Here is a 26,797-nt window from a genome sequence, read left to right as displayed (position 1 = left end):
TAACAGTGTAAGATTTCCCAGTAGATGGCGTATTTGTCTGCTTAGTAGCTTGACTACTTGAAGCTGGCTGAGCCTTTTGATTGCTAGTGGAAGCTCCCACGCTGAAAACTTGGCCTGGATGGATTAAGTTTGACGTTAAACCATATTGGGCCTTGAGGGCAGAAACGGTCGTCCCCAAGTTTTGAGCGACTGTATAAAGGCCGTCGCCTGGCTTAACAGTGTAAGATTTCCCAGTAGATGGCGTATTTGTCTGCTTAGTAGCTTGACTACTTGAAGCTGGCTGAGCCTTTCGATTGCTAGTGGAGGCTCCCACGCTGAAAACTTGCCCTGGATGGATTAAGTTTGAAGTTAAACCATATTGGGCCTTGAGGGCGGAAACAGTTGTCCCTAAGTTGCGCGCCACTGTATAAAGGCCATCCCCTGGTTTAACCGTATAAGACTTGCCAGTACTTTTCTTTTGACTAAGGTTTTGACGGGCTTGGGTCTTAACGGAAGCTGTACTGCCTCCTTGGTCATAGGCAGTCAGGCCATACGTTTCGATCAAGTTGTTTAGCTTGGGACCATAAGAGGTATCCGTCGCATAGCGGCCGGTTAGCCAAGCTGTCGCATCACGATAGGAGTTGGTATTCGATTTCCATGCCCCACTGTAGAAATTAGAGTTAAAAGAAGGGCCGTTCTTCAAGAGACCCACATAGTCAATTAAGGACTCACGATAAGATGGATAAGCTCTAAAGCCGTCACGGATCCCATAATAAGAACCTGAGCCATTATCTTCAAGGGTATTCATCACGACTGAATTGCCTTGGTAGTTTCCTTTGATACCGAAGAGATTGTTATAAGGTGCTTGAGATAAACTACTTGATCCCCAGCCTGATTCAAGGACGGCTTGAGCAATCATCACAGAAGCATAGAGGTCATTTTGACCTGCAAGTTCGGTGGCATGGGGAATCACTTTGTTTAAGAATTGATTGCTTCTGGTCGAAGTGGCTGTGACTGCGACTTGGTCTGCAGACACGGTTTCTGTTAGGTCGGCACTGACTGCTGCCACAACAGCTGCAGACCCACAGATTAAGGCACCAGTTTTCAAAAGTTGAGCTTTATTTAATGTCAATTTCAACGTGTCAGCCTCCTGTTTAAATTTACTTGTTTCTATTATAATTCAAATCTAGCTAAAATGGGGTGAATTTAATAAAAGTATGGACTTTTAATATTTGTAACCTTTTTGTAATCTAGGAGGAAATGCTATAATAAGCCTAAGCTTTGAACTCCAATTTAGAATCGAGGTTGCAATTCATGCATAATATTATCCAAATCTACCACCACATCATAGAAGAGAGCCTAAGTCCCGGTATGACAGCGCTCGATGGCACTGCTGGAACAGGCCAAGATACTGCCTTTTTAGCTCGTCTAGTTGGCCAAGAGGGTAAGGTCTATGCCTTCGATATCCAAGCTGAGGCGATCCAACGCAGCCAAGAACGCTTAGAAAAAGAAGCATTGGACCAGCAAGTGACTTTCATCCAAGCGGACCATGCCTGCTTGGACCAGTATTTGCCAGAAGGCCTTGCTGTCGATCTGGCTTGCTTTAACCTAGGCTACCTGCCCGGTACGGACAAGGCCATTATCACGCAGGGCCAATCAACTTGTCAAGCCTTGGATCAATGTTGCCAGTATCTTAAAGCAGGGGCTAAGATTCTTGTCGCTGCCTACCTAGGACACCCAGGAGGTATGGAAGAGTATGAGACGGTCTGCCAACACCTGAGCCAGTATCCTCAGGAGGCTTTCAATATTAGCCAAGTTCAATTCATTAACCAACGCAATCTCCCGCCCCGGCTGATCATTATTGAAAAGAGAGGAGGAAATGCGCATGACAATCATTAAAAAGCTAGCTAATTTTAAGGTCTATAGCTTGGTTTTAGCCAGTCTATCAGCCTTAATCCTGGCCTTCCAAGTGGACCAGTGGCGCTGGCAAGCCTGGGTCTTGATTTTGCCCTTCCAATGGCTCTTAACCGAACTTTTCTATTGTTTTACAGACGGTAAAGAACTGAGTCTAGTCAAGAACATCAAGGGGCTCATCCTTGCCGAAGTTCTTGTCTGGCTGCTCTTCATCTTGGCCTATTTTGAATTTGGTTGGCCGGTTCCTCGCCTCCTCATCCTCTCCTACCTTTTAGTCCACTCCAGCCTACTCAGCCATAAACTGGTCAAGTTAATGCCCCACCTAGCCTATGTTGCTAGCCTCATCATCTATACTTACCTTATTCTCTATACGAATAGCCAGCTAGTTAGCCACCAATACACCGCTTTCTACCTCGCCCTCTTTCTTGGCCTGGCTGCTCTCTTCACGCGCTCGGAAGTCCAAGATCCTATCTTTGTTGTTGAAAAGAGCTTCTATCGATTCTTGGGCATTCTTAGCCTCATGGCGAGTTTGATCCTGGCTAGCTTTCTTCTTCCTCAAGGCGCTTGGTTTATCCTCATCGCCTATCTTCTCGCCCTCCTTATCCAGTACGACCACAAACAGGCTCTCAAAAAGAGAACTGCTAATCAATAAAAAGTTTTGGGTCTCCTCAGCCATAGCTGGGGAGATTTTTGTTTTTATCTTTTTGATATCTCACTTGATGAATTAATGGATCGATGGTTTATATATCTATAAGGAGGCAGAAAAATGACAGATAACTTACCCCTCATTCTTCAATTCAAAGACCTTGATAAAGAATCCCGGCCCCGTGAACGACTGATTGCTGGTGGAGCTGAACGCCTTGCTGATTATGAATTGTTGGCTATCCTCTTAAGAACAGGAAGCCGCCAAGCCTCGGTCTTAGACTTAGCCGTGCGCGTCCTGAAGTATTACGAAAATCTCTATGACCTGCGTTATGCGTCCATCGAAGAGCTCACTAAGATTCCTGGCATTGGCCAAGCCAAGGCGGCCGAACTTCTGGCTGCCCTTGAATTTGGCAAGCGGGTCAACCAAGCCCAGTGTCCAAAATTTGGTCAGATTGGTTCTAGCCAAGAGGCAGGCAACTGGTTGCTCAATGAGATGCGCCACTACAAACAAGAACATGTCTTGGTCCTCTTTCTAAACACTAAGCATGAAGTAATCCGCCAGCAGACCATCTTTATTGGCTCCTTAAACATGAGCGTGGCCCACCCCCGAGAAATCTACCACGCAGCCGTTCGCTGCTGCGCAGCTCGCATTATCGTTGGCCATAACCATCCTTCAGGCAACCCCTCTCCTTCCCAGGCTGATATCGACTTTACCCAGCGGCTCCTAGACTGCGGCAGCTTACTAGGCATTGACCTACTCGACCATATTGTGGTAGGGAGTGAAGACTTTGTCAGCCTACGCGAGTTCGGTATTTTTTAAAATAAATCTAAATTGGAGTCTTATGATTTGCCCAACTTATAAACTGCTGATATAATATTAGTCAGTGACCTTTAGGATTTTAATTTAAAAGTTTTAACTAGCATTAAAACGGCTAATTTTTCCTCTTAAGCTTCACTAAATATTTTATTGTGCCAAGGCACAGGGAGGATTTTATATATTATGGAACAAGGAACAGTTAAATGGTTTAACCCAGCAAAAGGTTTTGGCTTCATCGAACGTGAAGGTGCTGACGATGTCTTCGTACACTTCTCAGCTATCAACGATGAAGGCTTCAAAACACTTGAAGAAGGTCAATCTGTTGAATTTGAAATTGAAGAAAGCGACCGTGGCCCACAAGCGGCTAATGTCAACAAATTATAATTCTTCAAAAGGGCTCTCAGGAGCCCTTTTTTATGCCCAAAAAGGCCGCAGGAGAAGGTACTAAGCCCTTTCCTGCGGCCTTTTTCTAAATTTATTGCCACTTCGCCTATTCAACGGTTACGGATTTAGCTAAGTTTCTTGGTTTATCCACATCATAGCCTCGTTCAATGGTGGCGTAATAAGCGAGAAGTTGAGCGTAGACAATGCTCACCAACGGCAAGAGACACTCTTCTACCTGCATCACCAGCAATTGGTCCCCCGGTCTTTGGCAATTTTCGCTGGCAATATGGATAACTTGAGCCCCGCGCGAGCGGACTTCCTCCACATTACTCCGCACCATTGCAGCCGTTTTCTCTTGACTAATCAGCGCAATGACCGGCGTTCCTTCCTCAATTAAGGCAATGGTTCCATGCTTCAATTCACCAGCCGCAAAGCCCTCAGCTTGGATATAAGAAATTTCCTTTAATTTAAGAGCTGCTTCCAAGCTAGAATAATAGTCCAATGACCGCCCAATATAAAAGGCAGTCGATTGGTCGGCAAAATACTGACGGGCTAGGTCATGGCAGCGGTCTTTCTCACTCACAGCTGCTTCCATGGCCTGGGCCACCCGCCCCAATTCCTGCTTCATGTCGAAGGCGAGCTTTTCGCCTTTTGCTTGGGCCAAGGCATCGGCAAGAATGGCCAATACCGCAATTTGTGCTGTGTAAGCCTTAGTCGAAGCAACCGCAATTTCTGGTCCCGCATGGAGGAGGAGGGTATCGTCCGCTTCACGCGACAAGGTAGACCCTGGCGTATTGGTAATCGTTAAAGAAGGATAGCCTTCTTCATTAGTCTGAACCAAAACTTGCCGGGAGTCAGCAGTTTCCCCAGATTGAGAGATATAGATAAAGTAAGGCTTCTCACTCAATAAGGGGCGGTCATAGGCAAATTCCGAGGCGATACAAACCTCAACCGGAATCTTAGCCAAGGATTCAATCAAGGCCTTACCCATTAAGCCAGCATGCATCGAAGTCCCCGCCGCAATGATATAGAGGCGGTCGGAAGCTTGGATCTTTGCTAGAATATCAGAATCTACACTTAAATTCCCCTGGTCATCACTGTAGGCTTGGACAATCCGGCGTAGGACTGCGGGTTGTTCATCGATCTCCTTGAGCATGTAATAAGGATAGGTTCCCTTCTCCAAATCATCCGCATTGAGACGGGCAGTATAAGCTTGCCGTTGGACCGGCTGACCAGCTGCATCTTGGATATGGTAGGCGTCGGCTTCCAGGTCAATAACTTCCCCATCATGGATTTCTAGGTATTGGTCGGTCAATTGAATGGCCGCCATAGCATCAGAAACCAAGCAATTAAAGCCTTGACCGAGCCCCAATAAGAGCGGACTCTTGTTCTTGGCCGCATACAGATGATCAGGATTCGTTTTATCCAAGAGCACAAAGGCATAAGAGCCCTCAACTTCTTCCAAGGCCCGCATGAAGGCTTCCTGACTGGACAGCTGATCTTTTTCGGCGAAGTAAGCGATCAGTGCAACGACCACTTCCGTATCTGTTTGGCTCTTAAAGGGATAATCTGCTAGATATTTTTCTTTGACTTCCTGGTAATTCTCAATCACTCCATTGTGCACGAGGCTAAAACGACCATCCGCAGATTGATGGGGATGGGCATTGGCCTCGCTAGCCACACCATGGGTCGCCCAGCGGGTATGCCCAATCCCAGCACTTGCTGACGGGTCAGCTTCGACCTTATCCCGCAAGGCTTGGATCGGTCCAGCTGCTTTAAAAAGCCGGCCTTGACCTTGAGAATTAACAGTAAAAATCCCCGCTGAATCATAACCTCTGTACTCCAGACGTTCTAGCCCGTTTAAGAGGGCCTCTGTGACGTCCCCCTGACCAATAAATCCAGTAATTCCACACATATAAATTTCCTCCTAAAGTTTAGAATAACTAGATCTTCCAGCATCTGGCCTGCCCCTTGTGTATTTGAGGGCCTGCCTATAGACCATGCAGCCTCTGAACCATCCGCCGATTATTCGATAAGTTCAGTCCTCGTCACCTATTCCTAGGCCTGGCGCTATCCCTATAGGATTTCCTTAAATGAATTAGAAGATCCCTTCTATTTTATACTAAGCTTTTTTAGCTTGTCAATCAATTGCCATAAAGCGTATTAATTGAAAAGGCTGGGAGCTTCTGTCCCAGCCTTTTCGTTATTATAAATCTAAGCTTTTAAATCTTCGATACGTTCCAGGGTAGCTTGAAGTTTTTCTTGGTATTGGCTACCTTTTTCCCGTTCCTTAGCGACAACTGCTTCAGGAGCATTATTAACAAAGCCTTGGTTGGCTAATTTCTTCTCAACTCGGGCAACTTCATCCCGCCATTTATCGGCTTCTTTTTCAAGACGGGCAATTTCTTCGTCGAGATTTAAGAAACCAGCTAGAGGAAGGTAGACTTCCCCTGCATCAAAGAAGAGAGTCATGGCCTTATCGGGAACTTCTAGGTCTGTCGCAATGGTAAGGTGGTCAGGGTTCAGGAAGCGGTCCAGATAGGCGCCATTAGCCTCTAACGTGTCCTTAGTGGCCGGACTATCCGCCTTAATTTGGATATCGATCGCCTTAGAAGGTGCCACATTATTCTCATTCCGTGCATTACGGACCGCACGGATGAGGCTGATTAGAGCCTCCATTTGCTTGGCTGCTTCTTTATCGATTTGATCCGCTTGAACTTCGGGATAGGCCGCAGTCACGATGCTACTACCTTCATGGGGCACATTTTGCCAAATTTCTTCCGTAACAAAAGGCATGATCGGATGGAGCAAGCGCAGGATTTGGTCAAGGGTATAGGCAAGAACTGACCGGGTCGTTAACTTAGCGGCTTGGTCATCGCCGTTCAAGACTTCCTTACTCATTTCAATATACCAGTCACAGAAGTCATCCCAGATGAAGTGGTAGAGTGAGCGTCCAGCTTCTCCGAACTCAAAGTTATCGAAGTTGCGGGTGACTTTTTCAATGGTTTCATTTAAGCGGGTGAGGATCCACTTGTCGACGATGTTCGTCACCTGGCTCAGATCAATCTCATCATAGCTGAGCCCGTCCAGGTTCATCAAGGCATAGCGGCTGGCATTCCAAATCTTATTAATGAAGTTCCAGGCAGCCTCTAGTTTTTCTGGATAGTAACGGATGTCCTGACCAGGTGTCGACCCAGTTGCTAGGAACCAGCGAAGGGCATCTGCTCCGTATTGGTCCACCACATCCATTGGGTCAACCCCATTACCCAGAGACTTAGACATCTTGCGGCCTTCTGAATCGCGGATCAAGCCATGAATCAAGACATTTTGGAAGGGACGGCGACCAGTAAATTCCAGGGATTGGAAGATCATCCGGCTGACCCAGAAGAAGATAATGTCATAGCCTGTTACCAGGGTGTTGGTTGGGAAGTAGCGTTGGTAGTCCGCTGCATCTTCATCCGGCCAGCCCATGGTAGAGAATGGCCAGAGCGCACTGGAGAACCAGGTATCGAGGACATCTTCATCCTGGGTCCAGTTTTCTTCGTCAGCAGGAGCTTCCATGCCGACATAGATTTCCCCTGTTTCATTGTGGTACCAGGCTGGAATTTGGTGACCCCACCAGAGTTGACGTGAGATTACCCAATCATGGACATTCTCCATCCAAGAAATAAAGGTTTGTTCAAAACGTGGAGGATAGAAATCTACGCGGTCTTCCGTTTTTTGGTTGGCCAAGGCTTTCTCAGCCAGCGGCGCCATCTTCACAAACCATTGGGTCGATAAGCGCGGTTCAACAACAGCATCTGACCGTTCGGAGTGCCCCACACTGTGGACCATTTCTTCAATTTCAACCAAGCTGCCATCCGCCTTAAGGTCCTCAACAATGGCCTTGCGACACTCTTCCCGGGTCATGCCCTGGTACTTGCCGGCCTTTTCGTTCATGCTACCATCGGCATTCATCACATTAATCCGCTCCAGCTGGTGGCGGTTGCCGACTGCGAAGTCATTCGGATCATGGGCTGGTGTAATCTTAACCACCCCGGTCCCAAATTCGCGGTCTACATAGCTATCTGCGATCACAGGAATTTCCCGACCGACTAAGGGTAAAATGACCGTCTTCCCGATATAATCTTGGTAACGTTCATCGTCAGGGTGGACAGCTACAGCCGTATCCCCAAGCATGGTTTCGGGCCGGGTAGTTGCTAGGCGGAGGCTGCAAGAGCCATCAGCCAGGGGATATTCCAGGTGGTAAAAGGCCCCCGCATCATCCTTATAGACCACTTCGATATCGGACAGAGCCGTCTGGAAGACCGGGTCCCAGTTGATAATATATTCGCCGCGGTAGATCAGTCCCTTCTCATAGAGGGTCACGAATACCTTACGAACTGCCTCAGATAAACCGTCATCTAAGGTAAAGCGTTCGCGGTCATAATCAACTGAAATCCCCATTTTGGCCCATTGCTTACGGATGGTTTCAGCATATTCTTCCTTCCACTCCCAGGTCTTATCGATGAAGGCTTCCCGACCTAGGTCATAGCGAGAGACATTTTCTTCCTCGCGCAATTTTTGTTCGACCTTAGCCTGGGTAGCAATCCCGGCATGGTCCATCCCAGGTAGCCACAAGGTGTCATAGCCTTGCATCCGTTTCTGGCGGATAATCATATCTTGGAGGGTCACATCCCAAGCATGGCCCAGGTGGAGTTTACCCGTCACATTGGGTGGTGGAATCACAATCGAATAAGGCTCTACATCAGGATTGGCATTGGGTTCAAAAACCTTAATATCCAGCCATTGGTCATAACGGCCAGCCTCAACTTCATTGGGCTGGTACTTTGTTGGCATATCAATTTCTTGCATGACAGACTTCCTTTCTTAATTGACAAGTTCTCCGACAGGCAGGTGTCCCTTCATAAAGAAAAACACCCCATCCTCCGAAAGGGATAGGGTGTAAGTTTACACGGTGCCACCTAATTTTTTGACTCGAAGATAACGGCCTTAAACCGGACAAATATGTCAGTTTGCAAGCTACACCCTAAAGATCTGCCATGGGTTTCCACCAAGCCCCACTCGCTTAGGACAGATGATTTTAAGGCCTCTTGCGCATTACTTTTTTTCATATCACTATGCTAAATTGTAACAGTTTTTTAGTTATTTGGCAATTCTTCTTTCCAGGCCTGGGCCAAGTTGGACTGGCGCTTGGGCATTTTAGAGACAGCAGGATGTCCCTCGACATAAAAGCGTAAGTGCTTATCTGTCCAGTCCCCTTTATTAGGAATCCCAATACGAGCTGATGAGGCGATTCGCCGAGGATAGCGCCGCTGATCGAGGTCTATATAGAGAGGGCCCTCTTCTACTGATGTGCCATAGTCTCGTTCTTTGTCAACTGCAAGCGCTTGACAAAGCTTCCCCGGGCCATTAGCTAATTCAAGGCCTGTTTTCTGACGGCGCTCGGTCATAAGGTCAAGCCCTTGTGCTGGCTCCAGAGCACGGATTAAGACTCCTTGTGGAATACTTGGAGATTGGGTGATCATATTTAGACATAATTGACCGTGGATATTATAAATATAGAAGATGCCAGCCTCGTGGTAGAAGGCTTCCGTGCGCGCTGTCCGCTTACCTCCATAAACATGGGCTGCTCGGTCGTTATGACCCAAATAGGCCTCCGTTTCCACGATCCAACCCGCAGTCCGGCCCTCTGCTAGGTCGCTAACCAATAGGCAACCGAGGAGGTCTTGTGCTATATCAATCGTCGTCAGATTAGGATCTTTAAAGAAGGTCGCTTCTCCCACTATGCATCACGGCGTTTAATCCGCCCGTCCCATTCTCTGAAGCCCCCTTGGAGGATATAGAGATCAGTAAAACCTGCCTTATAAAACTTAGCTGCAGCTCGGCCGGCTAAGGCTACCCCATCATCATAAAGATAAATAGGTTGGCTCTTATTGAATCCTGGAACCCCTTGTTGGAGACTGGAATAAGGGACATTCCGTGCCCCAGTAATATGGGCCGAACGAAACTCATTAGCTTCACGCACATCCACCACTTGAGCCTGGCGCATGCCGGCTTCAAAATCTTCCTGGGATAGGGTAGTTGCTACCTGTTTTCGCTGCCACCACTGGTAGGCAAGGTAGATCCCGTAGCCTAGGATAATGGCTAATAAAATGTATAAAATAATATTTTGACTCATAGTATCTTACTCCTTTAGATCATTTTGGATAAGGGAAGCTGCTCCGATCATTCCCGCATCATTGCCCAGGCTGGCAATCTTAATCTCAACGCTTCCCTTAATACCTGGGTAGAGACCAGCTTCAAAGGCCGGTTTCAGTCCCTGGATTAAATAATTTCCGGCTTGGGCCACCCCGCCACCTAAGAGAATACATTGAGGATGGACGGAGTTAGCGATTTGACTGAGGCAGCGCCCTAAATAAGTGAGACATTCTTCCACAACTGCCTGAGCAAAAGCATCCTTAGCCCTAGCTTTTTCAAAAATTAACTCGGCATCAATTCGGTCAGGATGGGCTTGGACAAAGCTCTTGAAGGAACTTTCAGGGCTTTCCTCTTGTTTGGCACGGGCCAAAGCTGTTTGACGGAAGCCGGTTGCTGAAGCAATGGTTTCAATACAACCCCGGTTGCCACAGGTGCAGAGAAAGCCTTCCGAATTAGCCTGGATGTGTCCGATTTCCCCGGCGTTACCCGCGCCAACCAGTAATTGGTCGTTAACAATTAGGCCTCCACCAATGCCCGTACCCAAGGTGACTAGTAAGAGGTGACGGTAGTCTTTACCAGCTCCCTTGGCATGCTCCCCGAGGGCTGCCACGTTAGCATCATTTTCCAAGGCCACTTTCACCCCAGGAAAGACCTCCTGGAAGGCCCCCCTGATGTCTTGGGCTTTGGCCCAGCCCAGGTTAAAGGCCCCTTGTACATTACCGGCTTGGCGGTCAATGCTGCCAGGGGTCCCCATGCCAATCCCAATCAAATCACTCGAAGCTAACTTGTGTTCCTGAAGTTCGCTTTGGATAGAGGCAATTAAGTCAGGGATAATGGCTTGCCCGCCATTTTTAGCATTTGTCGCGACTTGCCAGCGCCCCACTTCGTCAAGCTGGCGGTCAAATAAAGCCAGTTTAGCAGAAGTGCCTCCCAAGTCTATTCCTACAATATATTCAGCCATTTGAATGTCCTCCTCTTTCAATCAACACATACTAAAATAATAGCTGGTAAATGCCAGTCTTGGCAAGAATGAAATAAACGATGGCCACATACACAGCGAGTGCTAAGACGATTTGCCAAATTTTAACTTCATTTTGCTTCTGAGCAAAGATAAAAGAACTCAACAAGCCTCCCAAGGCCCCGCCTAAGTGCCCTGCAATATCCACATTAGAAGCCAAAAGATTTAAAACAATGTTCATAGCAATAAGTGTCTTATAAGTTCGTCCTAAAGCTTCATAGTAAGGATTATTGGGATGCATGTAGGCTTTAACAATAAAGAAGGCAAAGAGGCCGAAGAGGGCCGTTGATGCCCCGGCTGAGATAGCAGCTGAGAACTGGTAGCTCATCAAGTTTCCCATCAATCCAGAAAGTAAATAAATTGCCAAAAACCGCCAATGACCCACGATACTTTCGACCATGGGACCCAAGTAGTATAAGGTAATCGAGTTAAAGAGCAAGTGAGTAAAGCCAATATGGATAAAGATAGGGGTCAGCAGTCGCCAATACTGGCCGCCCGCAATCAAGGCATTCACCTTGGCTCCAAATAAAACTAAAATGTCCGCTCGCTCACTGCCTCCCAACCAGGTCATTAATAACCAAACAATAATTTGGATGGCTAGTAGGCTATAAGTAACAATGGGCTGCTTTTGCTTCATAACATCCTCCCTTCCCTTTAAGGTTCATAGATTTATTATAGAGTAGCTTCTTGTGAAGGTAAAATAAAAAGAGGGAAAAGCATTCTCCCTCTTTGCACCGGCTCATCACAGAGAGGAGCTCGGCATGACTTGTCTGAAACTTATTTCTTAACTTCGCGGAATAAGCAGACACGTTTTAATTTTGGACTATATTTCTTTAATTCTAAACGATCAGGATTGTTACGTTTGTTTTTTTCAGTTAGGTATAAACGTTCACCCTTGTATTCAGTATTTTCTAAAAGAATGTTAACGCGCATTGGACTACCTCCCATTGATTTGATTTCATTTGCTCTTTTTTAGCATACCACAATATTTTAGCATATGATTTAAGACTTTGCAAAATGATTTTTCTAGTTGTCTGATCCTTGGCTGGCTTCTTGACTCTGGTCTGCTTCATTTTGTTTTGTATTGTGACCAAAGTAAGCTGATAAAACATCATAGCCTACACTTTGAGCGTCGACATCCGCAGCCGATGAAGACTTGGCAGGGATAACAATTGAAATGGCAATGCGCGGATTGTCATAGGGAGCATAGGCCACAAAGGTCGAATTGACAATGCCGCGTTCATTGGTTTCTGCTGTCCCGGTCTTAGCGGCGACAGGCACTGGGAAGCCCCCAAAGAGATCATTACTCAAGCCATCTGGATCTGCTACAACCGCCCGAAAGCCTTCTTGGATGGCTTGGATGGCGGCGGGTTCGACCTGGACTTCATTGAGAAGACGGGGTTGGCTCTTGTAGATCAACTGGTTAAAGTTTTCTTTAGCGTTTTGGCTGGTATCCGTCTTTTCAATCGACTTCATTAAATGGGGGGCATAGCGTTTACCCCCGTTGGCAATGGTTGCTACATACTGGTTGAGCTGCATGGGGGTATAGGTATCGAACTGGCCGAATGACATGTCTAAGTAGTTCCCTGGAGCAGATTCACCACCATTCAGACCGGTGGATTCATTCTGAAGATCAATACCGGTCTCAACTCCTAGGCCAAATTGAGCATAAACATAACGCAATTTGTTCCCTAAATTAGGATCAAGGTCTACCAGAGACATCCCATCTGTGTATTCTTGCATGCCACCGATCGCCATAGCCACCCGAATCATGTAAACGTTAGAGGAGATAGCTAGAGCCTTGCGGTCATCTAAAACGACCCGGCGGCTTGGATCAAAAGCATACCACCAAGACGCTTTGATTGGCGTCCCCGAGAAATTCAAGGCCTGGTCGACAAAAGTATTGTCTCCCCCTGGTTCAAGAACATCATAGTAGTAGCCGGCCGCAATGGTAGCTCCCTTCACGGTTGACCCCATTTCAAAGGAAGCGTTGATTGTTCCTAAAGCATCATCGTAGAGCTTACCATCTTCACCCCGGCGCTTGCCGCCCAGAGCCAGCACCTCGCCATTGCGTGGGTCTGTTGCGACCACATAAATCTGATTATTTTCGCCAGTAGACTTATTTTCTAAATAGTCTTCGGCGATGGCTTCGACTTGCTTCTGTAAGTTGGTATCGATGGTTAGGCGGAGGGTGTTTCCGATATCGCCAGAGTATTTTTGCCGGTTTTGGACCAATTCACCATTCTGGTTGACCTCGGTCTCATACTTGGCCTTGGCCCCTCTCAAGTCTGCTTCATACATTTCTTCGAGATAAGATTGGCCGACCCGGTCATTACGGGCATAGCCCTTGGCCAGGTAGCGGTTAGCCCGATGACTTGGCAGCCCCTCTTTCTCGGTCGTAACAGAGCCTAGAACACTGCGCAGGAGGTCTTTTTCAGGGTAAACCCGCTTCCAATCAATGGTTGTTGTCACCCCAGGCAGGTCAGCGCTGTGCTCGCTGACCCGAGCCACTTCTTCATTAGTCACATTCTCATGCTTAATCAGGGTTGTGCTGAAGGCATAGGCGCTATTCATTTGCTTATAGATCGCGGCAGCTTCCTTATCTTGGTCAGATAACTTGTCCAAGTCTTCTGACTGGATACGGTTAAGCTGGGCATCATAGAGTTGTCCGCCCTTCAAGCGTTTCTCCTCACTGGATAAACGGTCATTAAGTTCATCTTCATGACTTGCTGCCCAATAGTCTTTCAGGTCACGTTCGGTTAAGGCTTCCGTATCCATTTCAATGAAGTCGGCTAACTTACGTGCCGTCTTAGCCATATCTTCCCCACTGGTATTCTTGCCCCGTGTGTAGCCGATTGCCTGTAAGCCTTCATTATCAACTAATTTATGACCATCTCGGTCGACAATATAACCACGAGGCACACCCTCTTTAGCTACATTTGTCTCCGTTAGATGGACCAATTCCTCGAAGGTCTGACCATTGACTAACTGCAAATAACCCAAACGGAAGATCAAGAGGGCAAATCCAGCAAAAACTAGGACCAAAAGAATATTCAATCGATTTAAATAACGATCCCAGTGCGTTTCTTTGCGCTTAACTTGCTGCTTGTCCAATTCTTCACCTTCTTTCAGACATTTATTATAGCAAATGGACCGTTTGAATGAAAGCCGCAGGACCCATTTTTATCTTAAGCTTAAAGGATAAAAGGTCTTGGCTATTCGCCCTGCTTATATTAAGATTAAATGAAGACGTGATTCTAAGAAGGAGGTCCCCATGAATCTGATCAGCCGCTACTACCAGACCCTGAAAGAAAATATCCACCAGCATCTCCTAGCCTGGTCCCTAGTGGCCAGCTTTGGCTTACCTTTTGTCATCCTTATGGTCTTTTATTTCTTTGGTCTAGGTCTTTTTCCTTTCGGGGATGGAAGTCTCTACACTGTTGATTTGGGCCAGCAATATATCGACTTCTATGCCTATTACCGCAATGTTCTCTTGGGACAATGGGACCAAGCCCTCTACAGCTTCCAGAAAGCCCTAGGAGGAGAAATGATTGGGACCTGGACTTATTATTTAATGAGCCCCTATCTACTTATCTTGCTCCTCTTTCCCAAGTCTTGGATGACCCTGGCCGTAGCCCTAATCATTGCAGCTAAAATTGGAACGGCTGGTGCCAGCTTCCAATACCTCCTGGCTAAGCACTACGGCGACATCTCCTGGCGGTCGCTTAGCTTTGCCTTTGCTTACGCTCTGATTGGCTATGTCTCTGCTAACCAGCTAAATGTCATGTGGTTGGACGCCTATGCCTTCCTCCCCTTAGTCGTCTACGGCTTGGAGAAGCTCCTAAAGAAAGGGTCATGGCCCGTCTATATCCTGAGCCTGACCTATATCCTCATCGCTAACTATTACATGGGCTACATGGTCTGCCTCTTCCTAGCCCTATACATGGTCTATGCCCTCATCCGCGACTTTTCCTGGCCCAACTGGCAGGCCAGCTTGAAACAAGTCTGGCGCTTTACTTGGACTTCTCTAGCCGCAGCTGGCCTAGCTGCCCTAGTCCTCCTGCCGAGCTACCAGGCACTCAGTCTAAGCAAGGGCACCTATGCGAGTGAGGTTAACTGGGAATGGGAACTGGCCTATCCAATCCAGGATCTTTTGAGCAAATTTTACCTGGCCCCCTTTAACTTCGACCAGATGCCTGAGGGCCTGCCCAATGTCTATATCGGTAGCCTGGGCCTAATTGCTCTCGCCCTCTACTTTAGCCAAAAGAAGATTCCCCGCCAAGAAAAATGGGGGGCTGGGCTGGTCCTCTTCCTACTCATCCTATCGATGAATGTCAAAGCCCTCAATATAATTTGGCATGGCTTCCAGCCCCCTATCTGGTACCCCTACCGCTTTAGCTTTGTCTTCAGCTTCTTTTGTCTCTTCCTGGCCTACCGGGGCTACCGACACTTACGCAGCTTCCATCTCAAGACCGCCCTTATCCTCTTGGGGCTTTTCACAGCGTCTACGGTCTATGTCCTCAGCCAAGGCGAGCGTTTCGACTACCTGCAGGGGCCCTATATCCTAGCTAGCTTCGTACTCTTCATTCTCTTTAACCTGATGCTATTCTTTATCGACCGCCGTCCTACTTGGTCAACTTTTCTCATTTATTTGCTCACGGTTGTGGAACTTTTCGCTAATACTTGTCTGACTCTGTCAGCTATCTCTTATCTCAGTCATTCTGAAGTCGCGGACTACAATCAACTGACCGAAGACTTCATTGAAGAGCTCAATCCTGCTAGTAAGGACTTCTACCGCATCAGCAAACTCTTCCAGCGAACCAAGAATGATCCCATGCAGCTCAACTATTACGGCCTCAGCCATTTCAACTCCACCATCGAAAAGTCAACCACTGAGCTCTTCCGCTATCTGGGCCTGCCAACCAGTGAAGGCTTTGTGTCCTATAATAACGGAACTCTAATTACTGATGCCTTCTTTGGTGTCCGTTACTTGGTCGAAAGTAAATCTCAGACGGCAGATCAAAGCAGTAACCAGATCCATCTCCAAGCCGCTAGTAGCCGACCTGATACCAAGCGCTATCCCCTAGTACAATCCGACTCTTATTTGATGGCTTACGAGAACGATAGTGCCCTTCCCTTGGCTTATAGTCTACCTAGGGAGATCTTAGATCTTAAGCTCCACAATGCCTATCCCATCTTGCTCCAGGACCAGCTCCTGCAAGTTGCCAACCGCCAAGCAATTAAGGATTACTACCAGTATTTCCAAGTGGCCTCTTTTGCTGGTCTGGAATTAGATAAGGTAGAGAGTGCAGATCCCAAACAGATCAACACCCACTACCGAAAGACCTCAGATAAGGGCGATGCCTGGATTCATTTCGATATCCAGCTTAATTCCAATGATTCCTATTACTTGACGGTACCTGGCCATCTGAACGAAGATGACCTAGTCTTCTACCTGGATGGCGAGCCCATGGCCTATGAGAAAAGCTTCAATAGTGTCCAAGTCTATAACCTAGCAGCCAATGAAGCTGGTCAAAGCCACCGCTTCTCTATCAAATTGCTGGCGGATGACCTGGCCTTAAACAATGTCAACCTCTACCGTCTCAATCCAGACCATGTTCGCCAAATGGCAGGTCGACTCCAGGCTTCCGGCCTCAAGATTGATAAGTTCAGCAACCGCCAAATCCAGGGACAGGTCGAAAGCCAGGAAGACCGAGACTGGCTGGTCTTCACCCTTCCCTACAACCAGAACTGGACCTTCACCGTTGACGGTAAAAAAGTCTCTAGCCAGCCCGTCCTAGACGGCGGATTCACTGCCATCCCCCTTGGCAAGGCGGGTAAGCACCAGATTAGCTTATCTTTCTGGCCTAGTGCCCTGACTACCGGACTGATCGTCTCAGCAACAACAGCAGGCCTCCTCATCCTCCTCTACTGCAGAGACAAGAAGGAGTAAAAAATGACAAAAGAGAGTGGGACAAAAGTCGATCAGGCCTGACTTTTGGAGCAGGTTTTGGAAAAATGTTTGCTATTTAAAAGGAGGCCGGAACTTTTGTCCCAGCCTCCTTCCCTGTCTATCAATTAAAGAAAAAGGAAACTTGCTAAGCTAGTCAAATGCAACCTGCCAGTCTTGGCCTGCATCTTTAGCCTCATAGCACTTAGCCAAATGGGCAGGAGAGGTGCGGTAGACTGATAAGTCCGGCAAGTCATCCAGGGCAAAGAAGGCACAGGCAGAGGTTTCATTATTGGCCTGAAAATCCACGCTCTCCAGCTGGCACTCGACGAATACCTTCACCACCGTAAAGAAGGTATCATTGGCATGACTAGTTTCAAGAAAGAGCAGGCGGTCAGCATGGACTTTGGCTCCCGCTTCCTCCCAGGCTTCTTTTTCACAATTCGAAGCCAAGGTCTCTGTAATATCCATCCAACCCCCGGGCAGGGCCCATTGCTGGTTTCTTTCCTTAACCAAGAGAATCTTATCGTCTTGCCAGATCACCGCCCGGGTGTCAATCTTAGGCGTCTGATAGCCCTCCTCCTCGCTAAAAACCATGGCGATCTCTTCTGCTGAGGCATCCGTCAGCTGGTCAAACATCTCCTGTGAAATGGCTCGGATCCGTTCGAATCGTTCCAAGTCAAAATCATTCGCAGTATAATAACAACCTGCCTGGCCCAGAGCCTGGAGCTCCTTGGCCCATTTCATCCATTTTGACATCTAATCCCTCCCTTGCATTGATTATACCTGACTAAATTCTCTTACAAAAGGGTCAAAAAAAGAAGCCAGGTCTTCGCCTAGCTTCTCAATAAAGAATGAACTATTTAGCAGCTGCGTATAATTCGTTAACGTAGTCCCAGTTCACAAGATGCCAGAAAGCATCGATGTAATCAGCGCGAACATTGCGGTACTTGAGATAGTAAGCATGTTCCCAAACATCCAAGCCTAAAACAGGCGCTTGACCATCCATAACAGGTGAATCTTGGTTAGGGGTTGAAACGATCTTCAATTCACCGTTTTCAACAACGAGCCAAGCCCAACCTGAACCAAAGCGACCGCTTGCTGCACTGGCAAATTCTTCCTTAAACTTGTCGAAAGAACCAAAAGTCTTATCAATAGCTTCTTTAATTTCGCCTGTTGCTTCGCCACCAGCATTAGGAGCCAGCATCTTCCAAAACTCGCTATGGTTGTCGTGGCCACCTACATTATTGATGACTGCTTGACGAATATCTTCTGGCACTTGGTCGATATTGGCTAAAATTTCTTTAGCAGACTTGTTCGCAAATTCATCATGACCTTCCAAAGCTTTATTGGCATTGGTCACATAAGTGTTGTGGTGTTTGTCATGGTGCAATTTCATTGTTTCTTCATCAATGTAAGGTTCTAAAGCATCATAAGCATAAGGTAATTCTGGTAACTCAAATGGCATATTTAACTTCCTCCTTTTTTATTCTACTTAGAGTGTAACAAGTCTTAGCTCAAGATTCAAAACATCCGCTCAAGCCTTTTAAATTTCGCTTAAGCCTGGAAGTTTTTTGCCAGCCTTGCTTGGATTTTGCTATACTAAATAAGAAGTACAGAAGCTAGAAAGAGGCATCCTATGATAGCAACTTGGAAATTATTTATCTATAGTATCTTTAAAATCGAGCGTACCATCCCAGCTCTAACCATGAAACTAGGCAAGAAAATCGCCTACTTAGCCCTCCTGACCCTGGTCAGCGCAGCGGCCCTCTTTGCTAATATTTTCCCCGTTCTTGAACTGATCGAAGACAATGGCGAGCAAGTGGCCCAGTCTATCCCTGCTTTTGAGATGAAGGAAGGACAGATTACTCAGTCCGAATCAGAAGGTTTCGTGAATAAGACAGACCTCATCACCTTCGCCTTCGACCCTAAAAACCAGATTTCTGACCAAGAGATGCAAAATATTGAGAAGAAACCCAAACTGGTTATTCATGCCCAAAAAGATCAAGTAACGATTGCTGCCCTCAACCAAAACTACCAGCTTTCCTACCAGGACCTTGCTGGACAGGGCCAGGATTTAAACCAAGCCAATAGCCAAGCGATCATCCGCCAACTGACCCAGATTACTGGTCTCACCATGGTTCTCTTATTTGCCAGCTTATATATTTCTTCATTCTTCTATGTCGCTTTCCTAGCCCTAATGATCAGTCTGATCGCACAGATCCTTAAATTAGGAACGACCCTCCATTTAAACTTTGCTGACCGATTTAACCTCAGCCTCTTCAGTATGACCCAGCCCCTGCTAGTCTTCAGCTTGCTTAATATTTTGGGCCTGATGATTCCTTTCCAATCGGAGCTCATCATTCTCCTAGCCCTCTTCCGTTTCTGGATTATGACTCTGAGAACCCATGTGGTAAAACTAAGTGAAGATGAGCTCAAAGAAAAAATTAAAGAAATTGAAAAATATTTTGACGATAAGAATAAATAAGAAAAATCCTAAAGGCTAGCTCCTTCTAGAGCGCCTTTAGGATTTTTATTTTAAGCTAGCAAACTGCTAGACTTTGCTGTGCCCCACAATCATGCAAGATGAGTTCGATGGAGGTGTTAGTGACCAAGAGAACAGGGGCAACTTGTCTTTAAACCAAGCCTTTGCGCCATTCTATTTACTAATCAGTCTATCGATCATCATGCTTGGTATTACGATAGTAGCCGGCCTCTTTGCTTACTTATACTTCCACTCTAAAGGAAGCTATGAGTCCGACACTAACTTAGGCGCTTCGATTAATCGGGCTGTCTGGGAGGATTCGCTAACACCAAGTATTTCAACGGTTGCTTTCCTCATGATTTCTAAACTCCTGGTTAACTGGGGATAAAATACGGCAATTGCTTTAGGTCAACGTCCTTGGTCTATGCAGCCATCGCACCCTTGATCGGAATTTTCTCCTCCTTTATGACCTCTTCAACGACTTCAGGGAATATTCTCTTTATCCTGATCCATCAATCGATTGTCCAAACCATGCCCCAGCTCAGTATCAACCAACTGGTGGCTAGCCAATCCGCTGGTGCCTCGACAGCTAAAGCCGAAGATGAAACAGGCTTAATTTATAAGTGGTGCATTATCTTCTCCCTTCTTGTCGGCTTATTCATGGCCATCTTTGCAGTCATTATGCATGTCTTCCTAGCTGGCTAAGCAAGCCGTATATTTACATATTAAAAACGCCTTTCAGTGTAAACTGAAGGGCGTTTTTATGAAGTCGATTAAAAAGAGTTACGGTCCTTATTGGCCTTGCGTTGGGCCCGAAGTTGTTGGCGGCGCTTCTCCCTAGCCTTAGTAGACTTATGCTTCTTAATTTGCCGGTCCAACTTCTTCTTATAACCGGGTTTAACTTTCTTCCGTTTATTTTTGGCAATCATGCCCTTCACTGTATGGTCCGTTTCTTCTTGGTGCTGGGCCTTGCGCTGGCGTCTTTGGTCATGGTGACTAACATCTCGCCACTCGCCGTTCTTCAAGTCCATCACTTCAAATTGGATGCCCTTCTTTTCCAACCATTCAACTGCGGGCTGCTGGTCGGGTTCGTAGAAGGTGATTGCGGTGCCAGGCAAGCCTTGCCGGCCGGTCCGCCCTACCCGGTGGATGAAGAATTCCAATTCATGAGGGATTTCATAATTAATAACATGGGAAACGCCATCGATATCAATCCCCCGAGCAGCTAAGTCCGTAGCTACCACATATTGGAAGTCTAATTGCTGGATTTGCCGCATGACACGGCGGCGGTCGCGGGCAGACATATCGCCGTGGATCTTAGCCACCGACAGCCCACGTTGGCGCAAGTCCTCATAGACCTGGTCAACTTTGTCAATGGTATTCGCAAAGACTAGGGCCAGATAAGGTTGGCCCACGGTGAGCGCTTCATAGAGCAAGTCTTCCCGCTGGCGTCCACGCACAGGCAAGAGGATATTACGGATGGTCGGTGAGATCAAGCGTTCATTCTCGATTGTCACCCATTCCGGAGCAGCCATATACTTTCTAAGAAAAGGATGGAGTTTCTCTGGAATAGTGGCTGAAAAGACATACATATGTAAGTCTTCAGGCATCCGGCTGGCAATCTGATCAACGGTTTCTAGAAAGCCCATATCCAGGGTCATATCCGCTTCATCTACAACAAAGTGCTGGCAATGATGGAGGTTGACTAATTGCTGTTGGACCAAGTCTAAGATTCTTCCGGGCGTCCCTACAATCACATGGGGGGCGCGGTGGGTTAGGCGTTCAGCCTGGCGCTTAGTATCTGTCCCCCCGAAAGCCCGCTCTATCCGCAAATCAAAGGGGGCAAATTGGCTGATTTGACTGGCATTCTTATAGAGCTGCTCGCCTAATTCGCGAGACGGCGCCGTAATCACTAACTGGGTCCGGTCCCGGTCTTCAAGCTTATCGAAAAGAGGCAGTAGGAAGGCATGGGACTTTCCCGACCCCGTCTGGCTCTGTGCCACCAAGCTCTTGTCTGCTTGGATCAGGGGGATGACCTCTTCTTGAATCGGGGTAGCTTCATGGAAGCCTAAGTCTTGGATGGCTTCTTCAATATAAGGCGCAAAATTATAGTCTGAAAATGTCATTATGGACTCCTTTCACTCGGGCTAAGCTTGGCCTAGCTGGTCCTGGTAAGTCTGAGCAGCATCATGGAGGGCTTGGAGGACCTTGACCTGGTCTGCAGCTGAAGGGATGCTCGCCCCACTAGCTTTTGGATGGCCACCACCATCGAAAGCCTGGGCCACTGTATTAATGGTCGGACCCTTCGAGCGAATCCGACAGCGGTAAGTGCCATCAGCTTGTTCGACGAAAATGACCCAGGCCAGGACACCTTTGATTTGACCAGGCATTTGCACAATGCTGTGGCTCTCCGCTTCAGATAAACCAAGTTCACTAAGGCTTGCTTGGCTCAGGCTGACACTAGCAACGAGACCATCTTGACTTCTTTGTGTATGGTCGAGGACATAGGCTTGGAGCCGGGCTTGGCCAGGCGTTATCTCCATGGAGGCCTGCATCAATTGACTAGCCGGGAAGTCAAAGGCCAAAAGTTTACCTGCTATAGCTAAGGTTTCTGGACTTGTATTGTCGAAGAGGAAACGTCCGGTATCTCCTACGATCCCTAAGAAGAAATTCTGAGCAGCTTGATCCGTCATTTTTAAGGCATTTTGCGGGTCTAAGACTGTCCGCGCCCAAATTTCTGAACAAGAGCTCGCTGTGGTATCCACATAAGAAAAATCTCCATAAGCTTCATTATCGGGATGGTGGTCAACTTTGACCAAGCGTTCGCCCGAGCTATAGCGGTCATCATCGATGCGAGCCGTATTGGCTGTGTCGTTAACAATCACTAGGGCCTGATTAAAGGTCTCATCATCTACCTGGTCCATGGCCGCAAACTGGGCTAAGGAAGGCTCCGTTTGCCCAACTGCATATATTTTTTTGTCAGGATAAGTCGCTTCCAGCACTGCCTTTAAGCCGAGCTGGGAGCCTAAAGCATCAGGATCTGGCCGCTGGTGGCGGTGAATAATTATCGTGTCATAGGCTTCAATAGCTTGTAAAATATCTTCCATAAAGAATCTACTCCTTCATATCCAAGGGAATTTGCATGGTTAAAGTGGCTTTGGCCATCAGCTGCTGACCATGGTATACATGGACCTCAACATAGGCATGACGGCGGCCCAAGGTCAAGATACGGGGGTGGATTTCCAAGGTACTATTCAATTGCACCAACCGCAAGTTAAGAAAATTAACACTTTCAATAATGGCTGTTTTTTGGACGACATCGGCAAAGTATTGTTCAACCACTAATTGGATGACTCCTAAGAGCAATCCAGTTGATAGGGTGCCTAATTGGTTAGACATGGTGGCATCTGACAGCATTCGGTAGCGTGGATTTTCTAGGCTATCATCGAGGCATTCTAACTTCTCTTCGAGCATAGACTCCAGGCGACTATTGCGGTTGACCTGGTGTTGCTTGTATTCAAGAGTTCGCAAGACATCTTGGCGGGAGACAATCCCTAGGAGACGGTTGCTGTCATCCACTACCGGCAGGAGCTCCAGACCATCCCATACCATCATGTGGGTCACACTGACCACACTCATAGAGAGCTTAGCTACCAAGGGATCAGCGGTCATACAAGATTCAATAACTTCCCGGTCTTCCTTGCCGAGCAAGTCCTTAGCTGTTACAATCCCCTGCAATTCATAGTTCTTATTCACCACTGGAAAACGACTGTGGCGGGTTTTCTCATTGAGCTTACGATAGTCAACCACATGGCTATCGGTAAAGAGATAAAAGGTCTTCTCAAAAGGAATAAAGATGTCTTCAACTAAGACAATATCTTGCTGGATGGCCCGCTCAATCATGGCCTTATTAATCACCGTCGCTGTAGAATAGGTGTCAAAAGCCACGCTCATGATAGGGATCTGCTTCTGGTTGGCCAGGTCGATGTTAGCCTGAGAGGGTTGGAAGCCCCCGGTAATCAGAACAGCCATTCCATGCTCTAGGGCCACTCGTTGGATATCTTCCCGGTCCCCGACAATCATCAGGGCTTCAGGTCTCAGATAGGTCATCACAGCTTCCTCTTGCATGGCACCAATAATGAATTTGGTAATTTCGCCATCCAGGCCTCGCTCGCCCCCATGGACGGTACAATCAGTCAAGCGGACAATTTCGCGGATGGTCAAGCGCTTGGTTTGGTCGTAATCATAGGGTTCAATCCGAACAGTGCCGACTCGTTCGACAGTCCGGACGAGGTTTTGATTTTCGGCCTCTTTGATGGCCCGATAGGCGGTACCATCGGATACCTTCAAATCACGAGCAATACGCCGCACGGAAATCTTCGTATCAATTGGTAAATCGCGGATATAATTCAATATTTGCTCATGCTTAGTCGTCATCTTTCTTCTCCTTTGTTTCTGCTTGATAGTCTGGAGTTGGCGGCTTAAGGGGCAGGCTCAGATTTTCAAAATCTTGAGCAGTAAGTTCAGACAAACCGACCCCCAAGAGGCGGATGCCCTGGTCAACTTGGCCAAATTCCTCCCATAAGTCTTCGGCGTGGAAGGCGATCTCCTCCGCATCATAGATAGGCGTCTGCAAAGACCGCTGCCTAGTCATAGTAGCAAAATCTGGGTAACGGAATTTAAGGGTGACCACCTGGCCGTGGAGCCCTTTATCTTCTGCCGATTGACTGACCTCAGCTGCTAGTCGCTGGAGCTGCTGGCGAACCTCATCTTCATGGTAGAGGAAGGGATAGAGTGTGGTTTCCTTACTAATTGACTTGCGTTGGCGCTTGACCCGAACTGGCCGCTCGTCAACGCCCCGGACCCGTTCGTAGATCCGCAAGCCAAGTTTCCCAAAAATATCCAGGCATTCTTCCTGACTCAAGGCCCGCAAATCGCTTCCCTTATGAACCCCTCGCTCATGGAGGCGCTCAGCTGACTTTTTGCCGATGCCATAGAAGTCATCGACTGGCAGCCGGTCCAAAAAGGCCAGCGCTCGCTTGGGCGTAATTACCGTCATTCCCCCCGGCTTCCGATAATCTGAAGCGAGTTTAGCTAAGAACTTGTTATAAGAAACACCAATACTGGCAGTCAATCGGAGCTCCTGGTAGATACTTTCTTGGATATCACGGGCCAAATACATAGCATAGGGCTGGTTGAGCTTATTCTCCGTCACATCTAGGAAGGCCTCATCAATGGACAAAGGCTCAATTAAATCCGTATAGCGGGCAAAGATTTCCCGGACTTGGGCTGAAACCTCCCGGTAATACGCATGACGGGCAGGAACAAAAATCGCCTGAGGACATAAACGGTAGGCTTCTGCCGCACTCATGGCCGAATGAATGCCAAATTTACGTGCTTCATAGCTGGCCGTTGCGACCACTCCCTTACCGCTATTCTCTTTGGGATGGCGGGCAATCACTAAGGGCTTACCACGGTAGCTGGGTTCATCCCGCTGCTCGATGGAAGCATAAAAGGCATCCATGTCGACATGTAAAATTTTTCTTTTGGCTTCAATTTTGGGTTCCTCAAATTCTAGAATCCCAATCGTCCGCATACTAGCCCTCCATTCTCCCTAGACTTAAAAACTTCGGCCTCTTTTTTGACTAAGGAACTTTCTAGCAAAAAGCTGTTCCAAAACTCAATCCTGACATCCAGTTCCATAGTAGGCTCCAATGGTCTAGGCCTAAGCGGCTTTTGTCACAGGCTTACTTCCACAAATATATTTTGACTAGCTCCAGCATTTAAACGTAAGCTCTGCCCTTGGTCTAAATCTTTCAGGACCAGGTCATTACTATAGGCTTCCCGGTCAACAAGTTCATAAGCTTTATTCATGCGCAGGCCATGTTCATCCAAATAGGCTAGGAGCTGGTCATCATCTACCACCCGGCGCACGATAAAGGAAGTCCCTAAGTTAATATTTGCCAAGGCCTCCATGGCTTCATGTTCTGAATGCCCTTCTTGGTCAGGAATCGCACCACCATGAGGACAGTACTTTGGGTAACCCAGATAGGCCTCTAAGCGGTTGATGAAGTCGTCCGAAACATAGTGCTCTAAGACTTCGGCTTCGGGGTGGACTTCATCCCAAGGGTAACGCAATTCATCGTGTAAGAAAACTTCCCAGAGCCGGTGGCGGCGAATAATCTGCGAGGCAAAATAGCTTCCTTCCTCCGTTAAACGAACGCCCTGGTAGGGAACATAGACAAGATAGCCTTCAGCCTGCAGTTTGTTCAACATCTCAGTGACGGAAGCGGCTGAGACATGGAGCGCTTGACTAATTTCCTTATTCGAGATATTACGCTCATCACCCTTCAATTGGTAGATTGCTTTCATGTAATCATCTTTACTTCTAGACATAAGACCTTCATTCACTCCCTCATTTGATATGGTTCAACTTGGCCAAGCCCATAAATTATCTACCCTCTATTATACATGAAATTAATAATTTTCAGAACGATAGAAATTTCCTCCGTCTTGAAATTTAACCAAGAAAAAACAGGATGACCAGCTGGCAAAAGCTTCCTTCTGGCATCCTGTTTCCGACTATAAAAGATTAGAGATATCCATATCATCAAGCTTAGGAACCGACAGTGTGGACGCTTCCAGATAGGCGTAATCGAAGTAGTCATTGGCCGTGAGCGCGTTCACAGCTTGGCGTTTCTGACGAATACGCTTGGGTTTCTCCTTCTTCCAGGCATAAGTCGTAAAGTAGGCTTCAATATCCTGACTCCTAATCTCTGGATAGCCTTCTTCTTGAAATTGCTTGGCCTTACGCTCAAAGGCTGCTTTCAGCCAGAAGCGTTCCCAGTCACTAAGTGCGATCGCTTCCGCTAGTGGCATGTTTCCCTATTCCTCGTCTTGAGGATCCGCTTGACCTTCGCGCACTTCAAGTCCATCCTTTTCTTCAACTTGGTCGGCTTCCTGAGTTTGGACTGTTTCTTCTTCTGCTTTTTCAGCAGCTTGAGCCTCAGCAGCATTAGAAATAGCTGCATTAGCCGCTTCAGTCCCCGCTGGATCCGCCTTTTGTGTCCGAGCAATCGCTGAACGTTCGAATACGAGCAGGACCCCTTCACAATCTAAGGTAATGGTGTTCTTCACTTCATCGATCTCATAGATGACACCATGAAGGCCGCCGATCGTTACCGCATGGTCACCGACACCCATAGAGGATAGCATGTCCTTATGCTTCTCTTGGCGTTTTTTCTGTGGACGGATCATTAAGAAGTACATAATCCCACCAACAACAATAAAGTATAACAAGAGACTCATTAAGCCTCCGCCAGATGCTGCAATATAATATGAATTCATTCTAATTAGTCGCTCCTTTCAAAAGTAAATGCCGTTAATACGTCTATTCTAACATAG

General features: G+C 47.3%; 26 protein-coding genes. 8 read left to right on the top strand and 18 right to left on the bottom strand.

Features of this window, described 5'->3' with window-relative positions:
* Nucleotides 1–1,117 (bottom strand): glucosaminidase domain-containing protein (locus QP339_RS05765; RefSeq protein ID WP_284910762.1); only part of this gene is annotated, 1,117 nt, incomplete at its 3' end.
* Between the two features lie 176 nt (nucleotides 1,118–1,293).
* Here QP339_RS05765 and mnmM point away from each other — a divergent pair.
* The 4 genes from mnmM (at nucleotide 1,294) to QP339_RS05745 (ending at nucleotide 3,739) form a co-directional block, all read left to right on the top strand.
* Nucleotides 1,294–1,878 (top strand): tRNA 5-(aminomethyl)-2-thiouridylate-methyltransferase MnmM, encoded by a 585-nt coding sequence (gene mnmM, locus QP339_RS05760; RefSeq protein ID WP_350225024.1) that lies wholly within the window; start codon nucleotides 1,294–1,296, stop codon nucleotides 1,876–1,878.
* Nucleotides 1,865–2,545 (top strand): hypothetical protein, encoded by a 681-nt coding sequence (locus tag QP339_RS05755; protein ID WP_284910760.1) that lies wholly within the window; start codon nucleotides 1,865–1,867, stop codon nucleotides 2,543–2,545. Before mnmM ends, QP339_RS05755 begins: the two co-directional genes overlap by 14 nt.
* 114 nt (nucleotides 2,546–2,659) lie before the next feature.
* A complete protein-coding gene (radC, locus tag QP339_RS05750) occupies nucleotides 2,660–3,358 on the top strand; it encodes a RadC family protein (protein ID WP_070616821.1) in 699 nt (232 codons plus the stop codon).
* Nucleotides 3,359–3,538: 180 nt separating this feature from the next.
* Complete coding sequence (locus tag QP339_RS05745; RefSeq protein WP_067975685.1) at nucleotides 3,539–3,739, top strand: cold-shock protein; 201 nt, start codon at nucleotides 3,539–3,541, stop codon at nucleotides 3,737–3,739.
* 106 nt (nucleotides 3,740–3,845) lie between these two features.
* Here QP339_RS05745 and glmS read toward each other — a convergent pair whose 3' ends face one another.
* From glmS to QP339_RS05705, 8 genes are all read right to left on the bottom strand, one after another.
* Nucleotides 3,846–5,654, bottom strand: a complete 1,809-nt coding sequence (glmS, locus tag QP339_RS05740) for a glutamine--fructose-6-phosphate transaminase (isomerizing) (RefSeq protein WP_284910759.1) — start codon at nucleotides 5,652–5,654, stop codon at nucleotides 3,846–3,848.
* Between the two features lie 299 nt (nucleotides 5,655–5,953).
* Nucleotides 5,954–8,593, bottom strand: a complete 2,640-nt coding sequence (locus QP339_RS05735) for a valine--tRNA ligase (RefSeq protein ID WP_284910758.1) — start codon at nucleotides 8,591–8,593, stop codon at nucleotides 5,954–5,956.
* A gap of 287 nt (nucleotides 8,594–8,880) precedes the next feature.
* Nucleotides 8,881–9,525 carry a DNA-3-methyladenine glycosylase gene (locus QP339_RS05730; RefSeq protein ID WP_284910757.1) on the bottom strand — a complete coding sequence of 215 codons (645 nt, stop codon included), beginning with the start codon at nucleotides 9,523–9,525 and terminating at the stop codon, nucleotides 8,881–8,883.
* Entirely contained in the window at nucleotides 9,525–9,920 is a 396-nt protein-coding gene (locus tag QP339_RS05725) for a rhodanese-like domain-containing protein (protein WP_070616813.1), read from the bottom strand. Before QP339_RS05725 ends, QP339_RS05730 begins: the two co-directional genes overlap by 1 nt.
* A gap of 6 nt (nucleotides 9,921–9,926) precedes the next feature.
* A complete protein-coding gene (locus QP339_RS05720; RefSeq protein WP_284910756.1) occupies nucleotides 9,927–10,901 on the bottom strand; it encodes an ROK family glucokinase in 975 nt (324 codons plus the stop codon).
* Between the two features lie 31 nt (nucleotides 10,902–10,932).
* Nucleotides 10,933–11,595 carry a rhomboid family intramembrane serine protease gene (locus QP339_RS05715; protein WP_284910755.1) on the bottom strand — a complete coding sequence of 221 codons (663 nt, stop codon included), beginning with the start codon at nucleotides 11,593–11,595 and terminating at the stop codon, nucleotides 10,933–10,935.
* Between the two features lie 140 nt (nucleotides 11,596–11,735).
* Nucleotides 11,736–11,891, bottom strand: coding sequence for a 50S ribosomal protein L33 (gene rpmG, locus QP339_RS05710; RefSeq protein ID WP_284910754.1), 156 nt, complete (start codon nucleotides 11,889–11,891; stop codon nucleotides 11,736–11,738).
* A gap of 93 nt (nucleotides 11,892–11,984) precedes the next feature.
* Entirely contained in the window at nucleotides 11,985–14,072 is a 2,088-nt protein-coding gene (locus tag QP339_RS05705) for a penicillin-binding transpeptidase domain-containing protein (protein ID WP_284910753.1), read from the bottom strand.
* A gap of 160 nt (nucleotides 14,073–14,232) precedes the next feature.
* Between QP339_RS05705 and QP339_RS05700 the strand changes: the two genes are divergently transcribed.
* A complete protein-coding gene (locus tag QP339_RS05700; RefSeq protein ID WP_284910752.1) occupies nucleotides 14,233–16,911 on the top strand; it encodes a YfhO family protein in 2,679 nt (892 codons plus the stop codon).
* A 150-nt stretch (nucleotides 16,912–17,061) separates the two neighbouring features.
* On the opposite strand, the gene QP339_RS05695 is transcribed toward QP339_RS05700, so the two are convergent.
* Together QP339_RS05695 and QP339_RS05690 are read right to left on the bottom strand one after the other, a co-directional pair.
* Nucleotides 17,062–17,667, bottom strand: a complete 606-nt coding sequence (locus QP339_RS05695; protein WP_070616805.1) for an NUDIX hydrolase — start codon at nucleotides 17,665–17,667, stop codon at nucleotides 17,062–17,064.
* A gap of 100 nt (nucleotides 17,668–17,767) precedes the next feature.
* The gene (locus QP339_RS05690) at nucleotides 17,768–18,376 is read right to left on the bottom strand and encodes a superoxide dismutase (RefSeq protein ID WP_070616802.1); all 609 of its coding nucleotides are present in this window, start codon (nucleotides 18,374–18,376) and stop codon (nucleotides 17,768–17,770) included.
* A gap of 171 nt (nucleotides 18,377–18,547) precedes the next feature.
* Between QP339_RS05690 and QP339_RS05685 the strand changes: the two genes are divergently transcribed.
* From QP339_RS05685 to QP339_RS05675, 3 genes are all read left to right on the top strand, one after another.
* The gene (locus QP339_RS05685) at nucleotides 18,548–19,396 is read left to right on the top strand and encodes a DUF1189 domain-containing protein (RefSeq protein WP_284910751.1); all 849 of its coding nucleotides are present in this window, start codon (nucleotides 18,548–18,550) and stop codon (nucleotides 19,394–19,396) included.
* 142 nt (nucleotides 19,397–19,538) lie between these two features.
* Nucleotides 19,539–19,781 (top strand): hypothetical protein, encoded by a 243-nt coding sequence (locus QP339_RS05680; protein ID WP_284910750.1) that lies wholly within the window; start codon nucleotides 19,539–19,541, stop codon nucleotides 19,779–19,781.
* 29 nt (nucleotides 19,782–19,810) lie between these two features.
* Complete coding sequence (locus tag QP339_RS05675; RefSeq protein ID WP_502869655.1) at nucleotides 19,811–20,098, top strand: hypothetical protein; 288 nt, start codon at nucleotides 19,811–19,813, stop codon at nucleotides 20,096–20,098.
* Between the two features lie 68 nt (nucleotides 20,099–20,166).
* On the opposite strand, the gene QP339_RS05670 is transcribed toward QP339_RS05675, so the two are convergent.
* The 7 genes from QP339_RS05670 to yajC form a co-directional block, all read right to left on the bottom strand.
* Nucleotides 20,167–21,519, bottom strand: a complete 1,353-nt coding sequence (locus QP339_RS05670; RefSeq protein ID WP_284910749.1) for a DEAD/DEAH box helicase — start codon at nucleotides 21,517–21,519, stop codon at nucleotides 20,167–20,169.
* Between the two features lie 21 nt (nucleotides 21,520–21,540).
* Nucleotides 21,541–22,500, bottom strand: a complete 960-nt coding sequence (locus QP339_RS05665; protein ID WP_284910748.1) for a DHH family phosphoesterase — start codon at nucleotides 22,498–22,500, stop codon at nucleotides 21,541–21,543.
* Nucleotides 22,501–22,507: 7 nt separating this feature from the next.
* The gene (locus tag QP339_RS05660; RefSeq protein WP_070616792.1) at nucleotides 22,508–23,830 is read right to left on the bottom strand and encodes a DRTGG domain-containing protein; all 1,323 of its coding nucleotides are present in this window, start codon (nucleotides 23,828–23,830) and stop codon (nucleotides 22,508–22,510) included.
* Entirely contained in the window at nucleotides 23,820–24,989 is a 1,170-nt protein-coding gene (gene dinB / locus QP339_RS05655) for a DNA polymerase IV (protein ID WP_284910747.1), read from the bottom strand. Before dinB ends, QP339_RS05660 begins: the two co-directional genes overlap by 11 nt.
* Before the next feature lie 143 nt (nucleotides 24,990–25,132).
* Nucleotides 25,133–25,789, bottom strand: coding sequence for a metal-dependent transcriptional regulator (locus QP339_RS05650; RefSeq protein WP_070616788.1), 657 nt, complete (start codon nucleotides 25,787–25,789; stop codon nucleotides 25,133–25,135).
* A gap of 186 nt (nucleotides 25,790–25,975) precedes the next feature.
* On the bottom strand, nucleotides 25,976–26,272 hold the full coding sequence (locus QP339_RS05645) for a post-transcriptional regulator (protein WP_067975630.1): 297 nt from the start codon (nucleotides 26,270–26,272) through the stop codon (nucleotides 25,976–25,978).
* 6 nt (nucleotides 26,273–26,278) lie between these two features.
* Nucleotides 26,279–26,740 (bottom strand): preprotein translocase subunit YajC, encoded by a 462-nt coding sequence (gene yajC, locus QP339_RS05640; protein WP_070616786.1) that lies wholly within the window; start codon nucleotides 26,738–26,740, stop codon nucleotides 26,279–26,281.
* Between the last annotated feature and the right edge of the window lie 57 nt (nucleotides 26,741–26,797).

This window comes from Aerococcus sp. UMB7834, from assembly GCF_030215145.1.
Taxonomy (GTDB): Bacteria; Bacillota; Bacilli; order Lactobacillales; family Aerococcaceae; genus Aerococcus.
Note: the sequence above shows the minus strand (reverse complement) of the source record. Positions and strands in the feature narration are given on the sequence as shown.

Coding starts and splice junctions, on each gene's coding strand:
- glmS (WP_284910759.1), bottom strand. CDS start 5,654: ATGTGTGGAATTACTGGATTTATTGGTCAGGGGGACGTCACAGAGGCC.
- QP339_RS05690 (WP_070616802.1), bottom strand. CDS start 18,376: ATGCCATTTGAGTTACCAGAATTACCTTATGCTTATGATGCTTTAGAA.
- QP339_RS05660 (WP_070616792.1), bottom strand. CDS start 23,830: ATGACGACTAAGCATGAGCAAATATTGAATTATATCCGCGATTTACCA.
- QP339_RS05700 (WP_284910752.1), top strand. CDS start 14,233: ATGAATCTGATCAGCCGCTACTACCAGACCCTGAAAGAAAATATCCAC.
- mnmM (WP_350225024.1), top strand. CDS start 1,294: ATGCATAATATTATCCAAATCTACCACCACATCATAGAAGAGAGCCTA.
- radC (WP_070616821.1), top strand. CDS start 2,660: ATGACAGATAACTTACCCCTCATTCTTCAATTCAAAGACCTTGATAAA.
- QP339_RS05685 (WP_284910751.1), top strand. CDS start 18,548: ATGATAGCAACTTGGAAATTATTTATCTATAGTATCTTTAAAATCGAG.
- QP339_RS05670 (WP_284910749.1), bottom strand. CDS start 21,519: ATGACATTTTCAGACTATAATTTTGCGCCTTATATTGAAGAAGCCATC.
- QP339_RS05735 (WP_284910758.1), bottom strand. CDS start 8,593: ATGCAAGAAATTGATATGCCAACAAAGTACCAGCCCAATGAAGTTGAG.
- QP339_RS05755 (WP_284910760.1), top strand. CDS start 1,865: ATGACAATCATTAAAAAGCTAGCTAATTTTAAGGTCTATAGCTTGGTT.
- QP339_RS05720 (WP_284910756.1), bottom strand. CDS start 10,901: ATGGCTGAATATATTGTAGGAATAGACTTGGGAGGCACTTCTGCTAAA.
- QP339_RS05695 (WP_070616805.1), bottom strand. CDS start 17,667: ATGTCAAAATGGATGAAATGGGCCAAGGAGCTCCAGGCTCTGGGCCAG.
- dinB (WP_284910747.1), bottom strand. CDS start 24,989: ATGCGGACGATTGGGATTCTAGAATTTGAGGAACCCAAAATTGAAGCC.
- yajC (WP_070616786.1), bottom strand. CDS start 26,740: ATGAATTCATATTATATTGCAGCATCTGGCGGAGGCTTAATGAGTCTC.
- QP339_RS05745 (WP_067975685.1), top strand. CDS start 3,539: ATGGAACAAGGAACAGTTAAATGGTTTAACCCAGCAAAAGGTTTTGGC.
- QP339_RS05715 (WP_284910755.1), bottom strand. CDS start 11,595: ATGAAGCAAAAGCAGCCCATTGTTACTTATAGCCTACTAGCCATCCAA.
- QP339_RS05665 (WP_284910748.1), bottom strand. CDS start 22,500: ATGGAAGATATTTTACAAGCTATTGAAGCCTATGACACGATAATTATT.
- rpmG (WP_284910754.1), bottom strand. CDS start 11,891: ATGCGCGTTAACATTCTTTTAGAAAATACTGAATACAAGGGTGAACGT.
- QP339_RS05645 (WP_067975630.1), bottom strand. CDS start 26,272: ATGCCACTAGCGGAAGCGATCGCACTTAGTGACTGGGAACGCTTCTGG.
- QP339_RS05650 (WP_070616788.1), bottom strand. CDS start 25,789: ATGTCTAGAAGTAAAGATGATTACATGAAAGCAATCTACCAATTGAAG.
- QP339_RS05725 (WP_070616813.1), bottom strand. CDS start 9,920: ATGAGTCAAAATATTATTTTATACATTTTATTAGCCATTATCCTAGGC.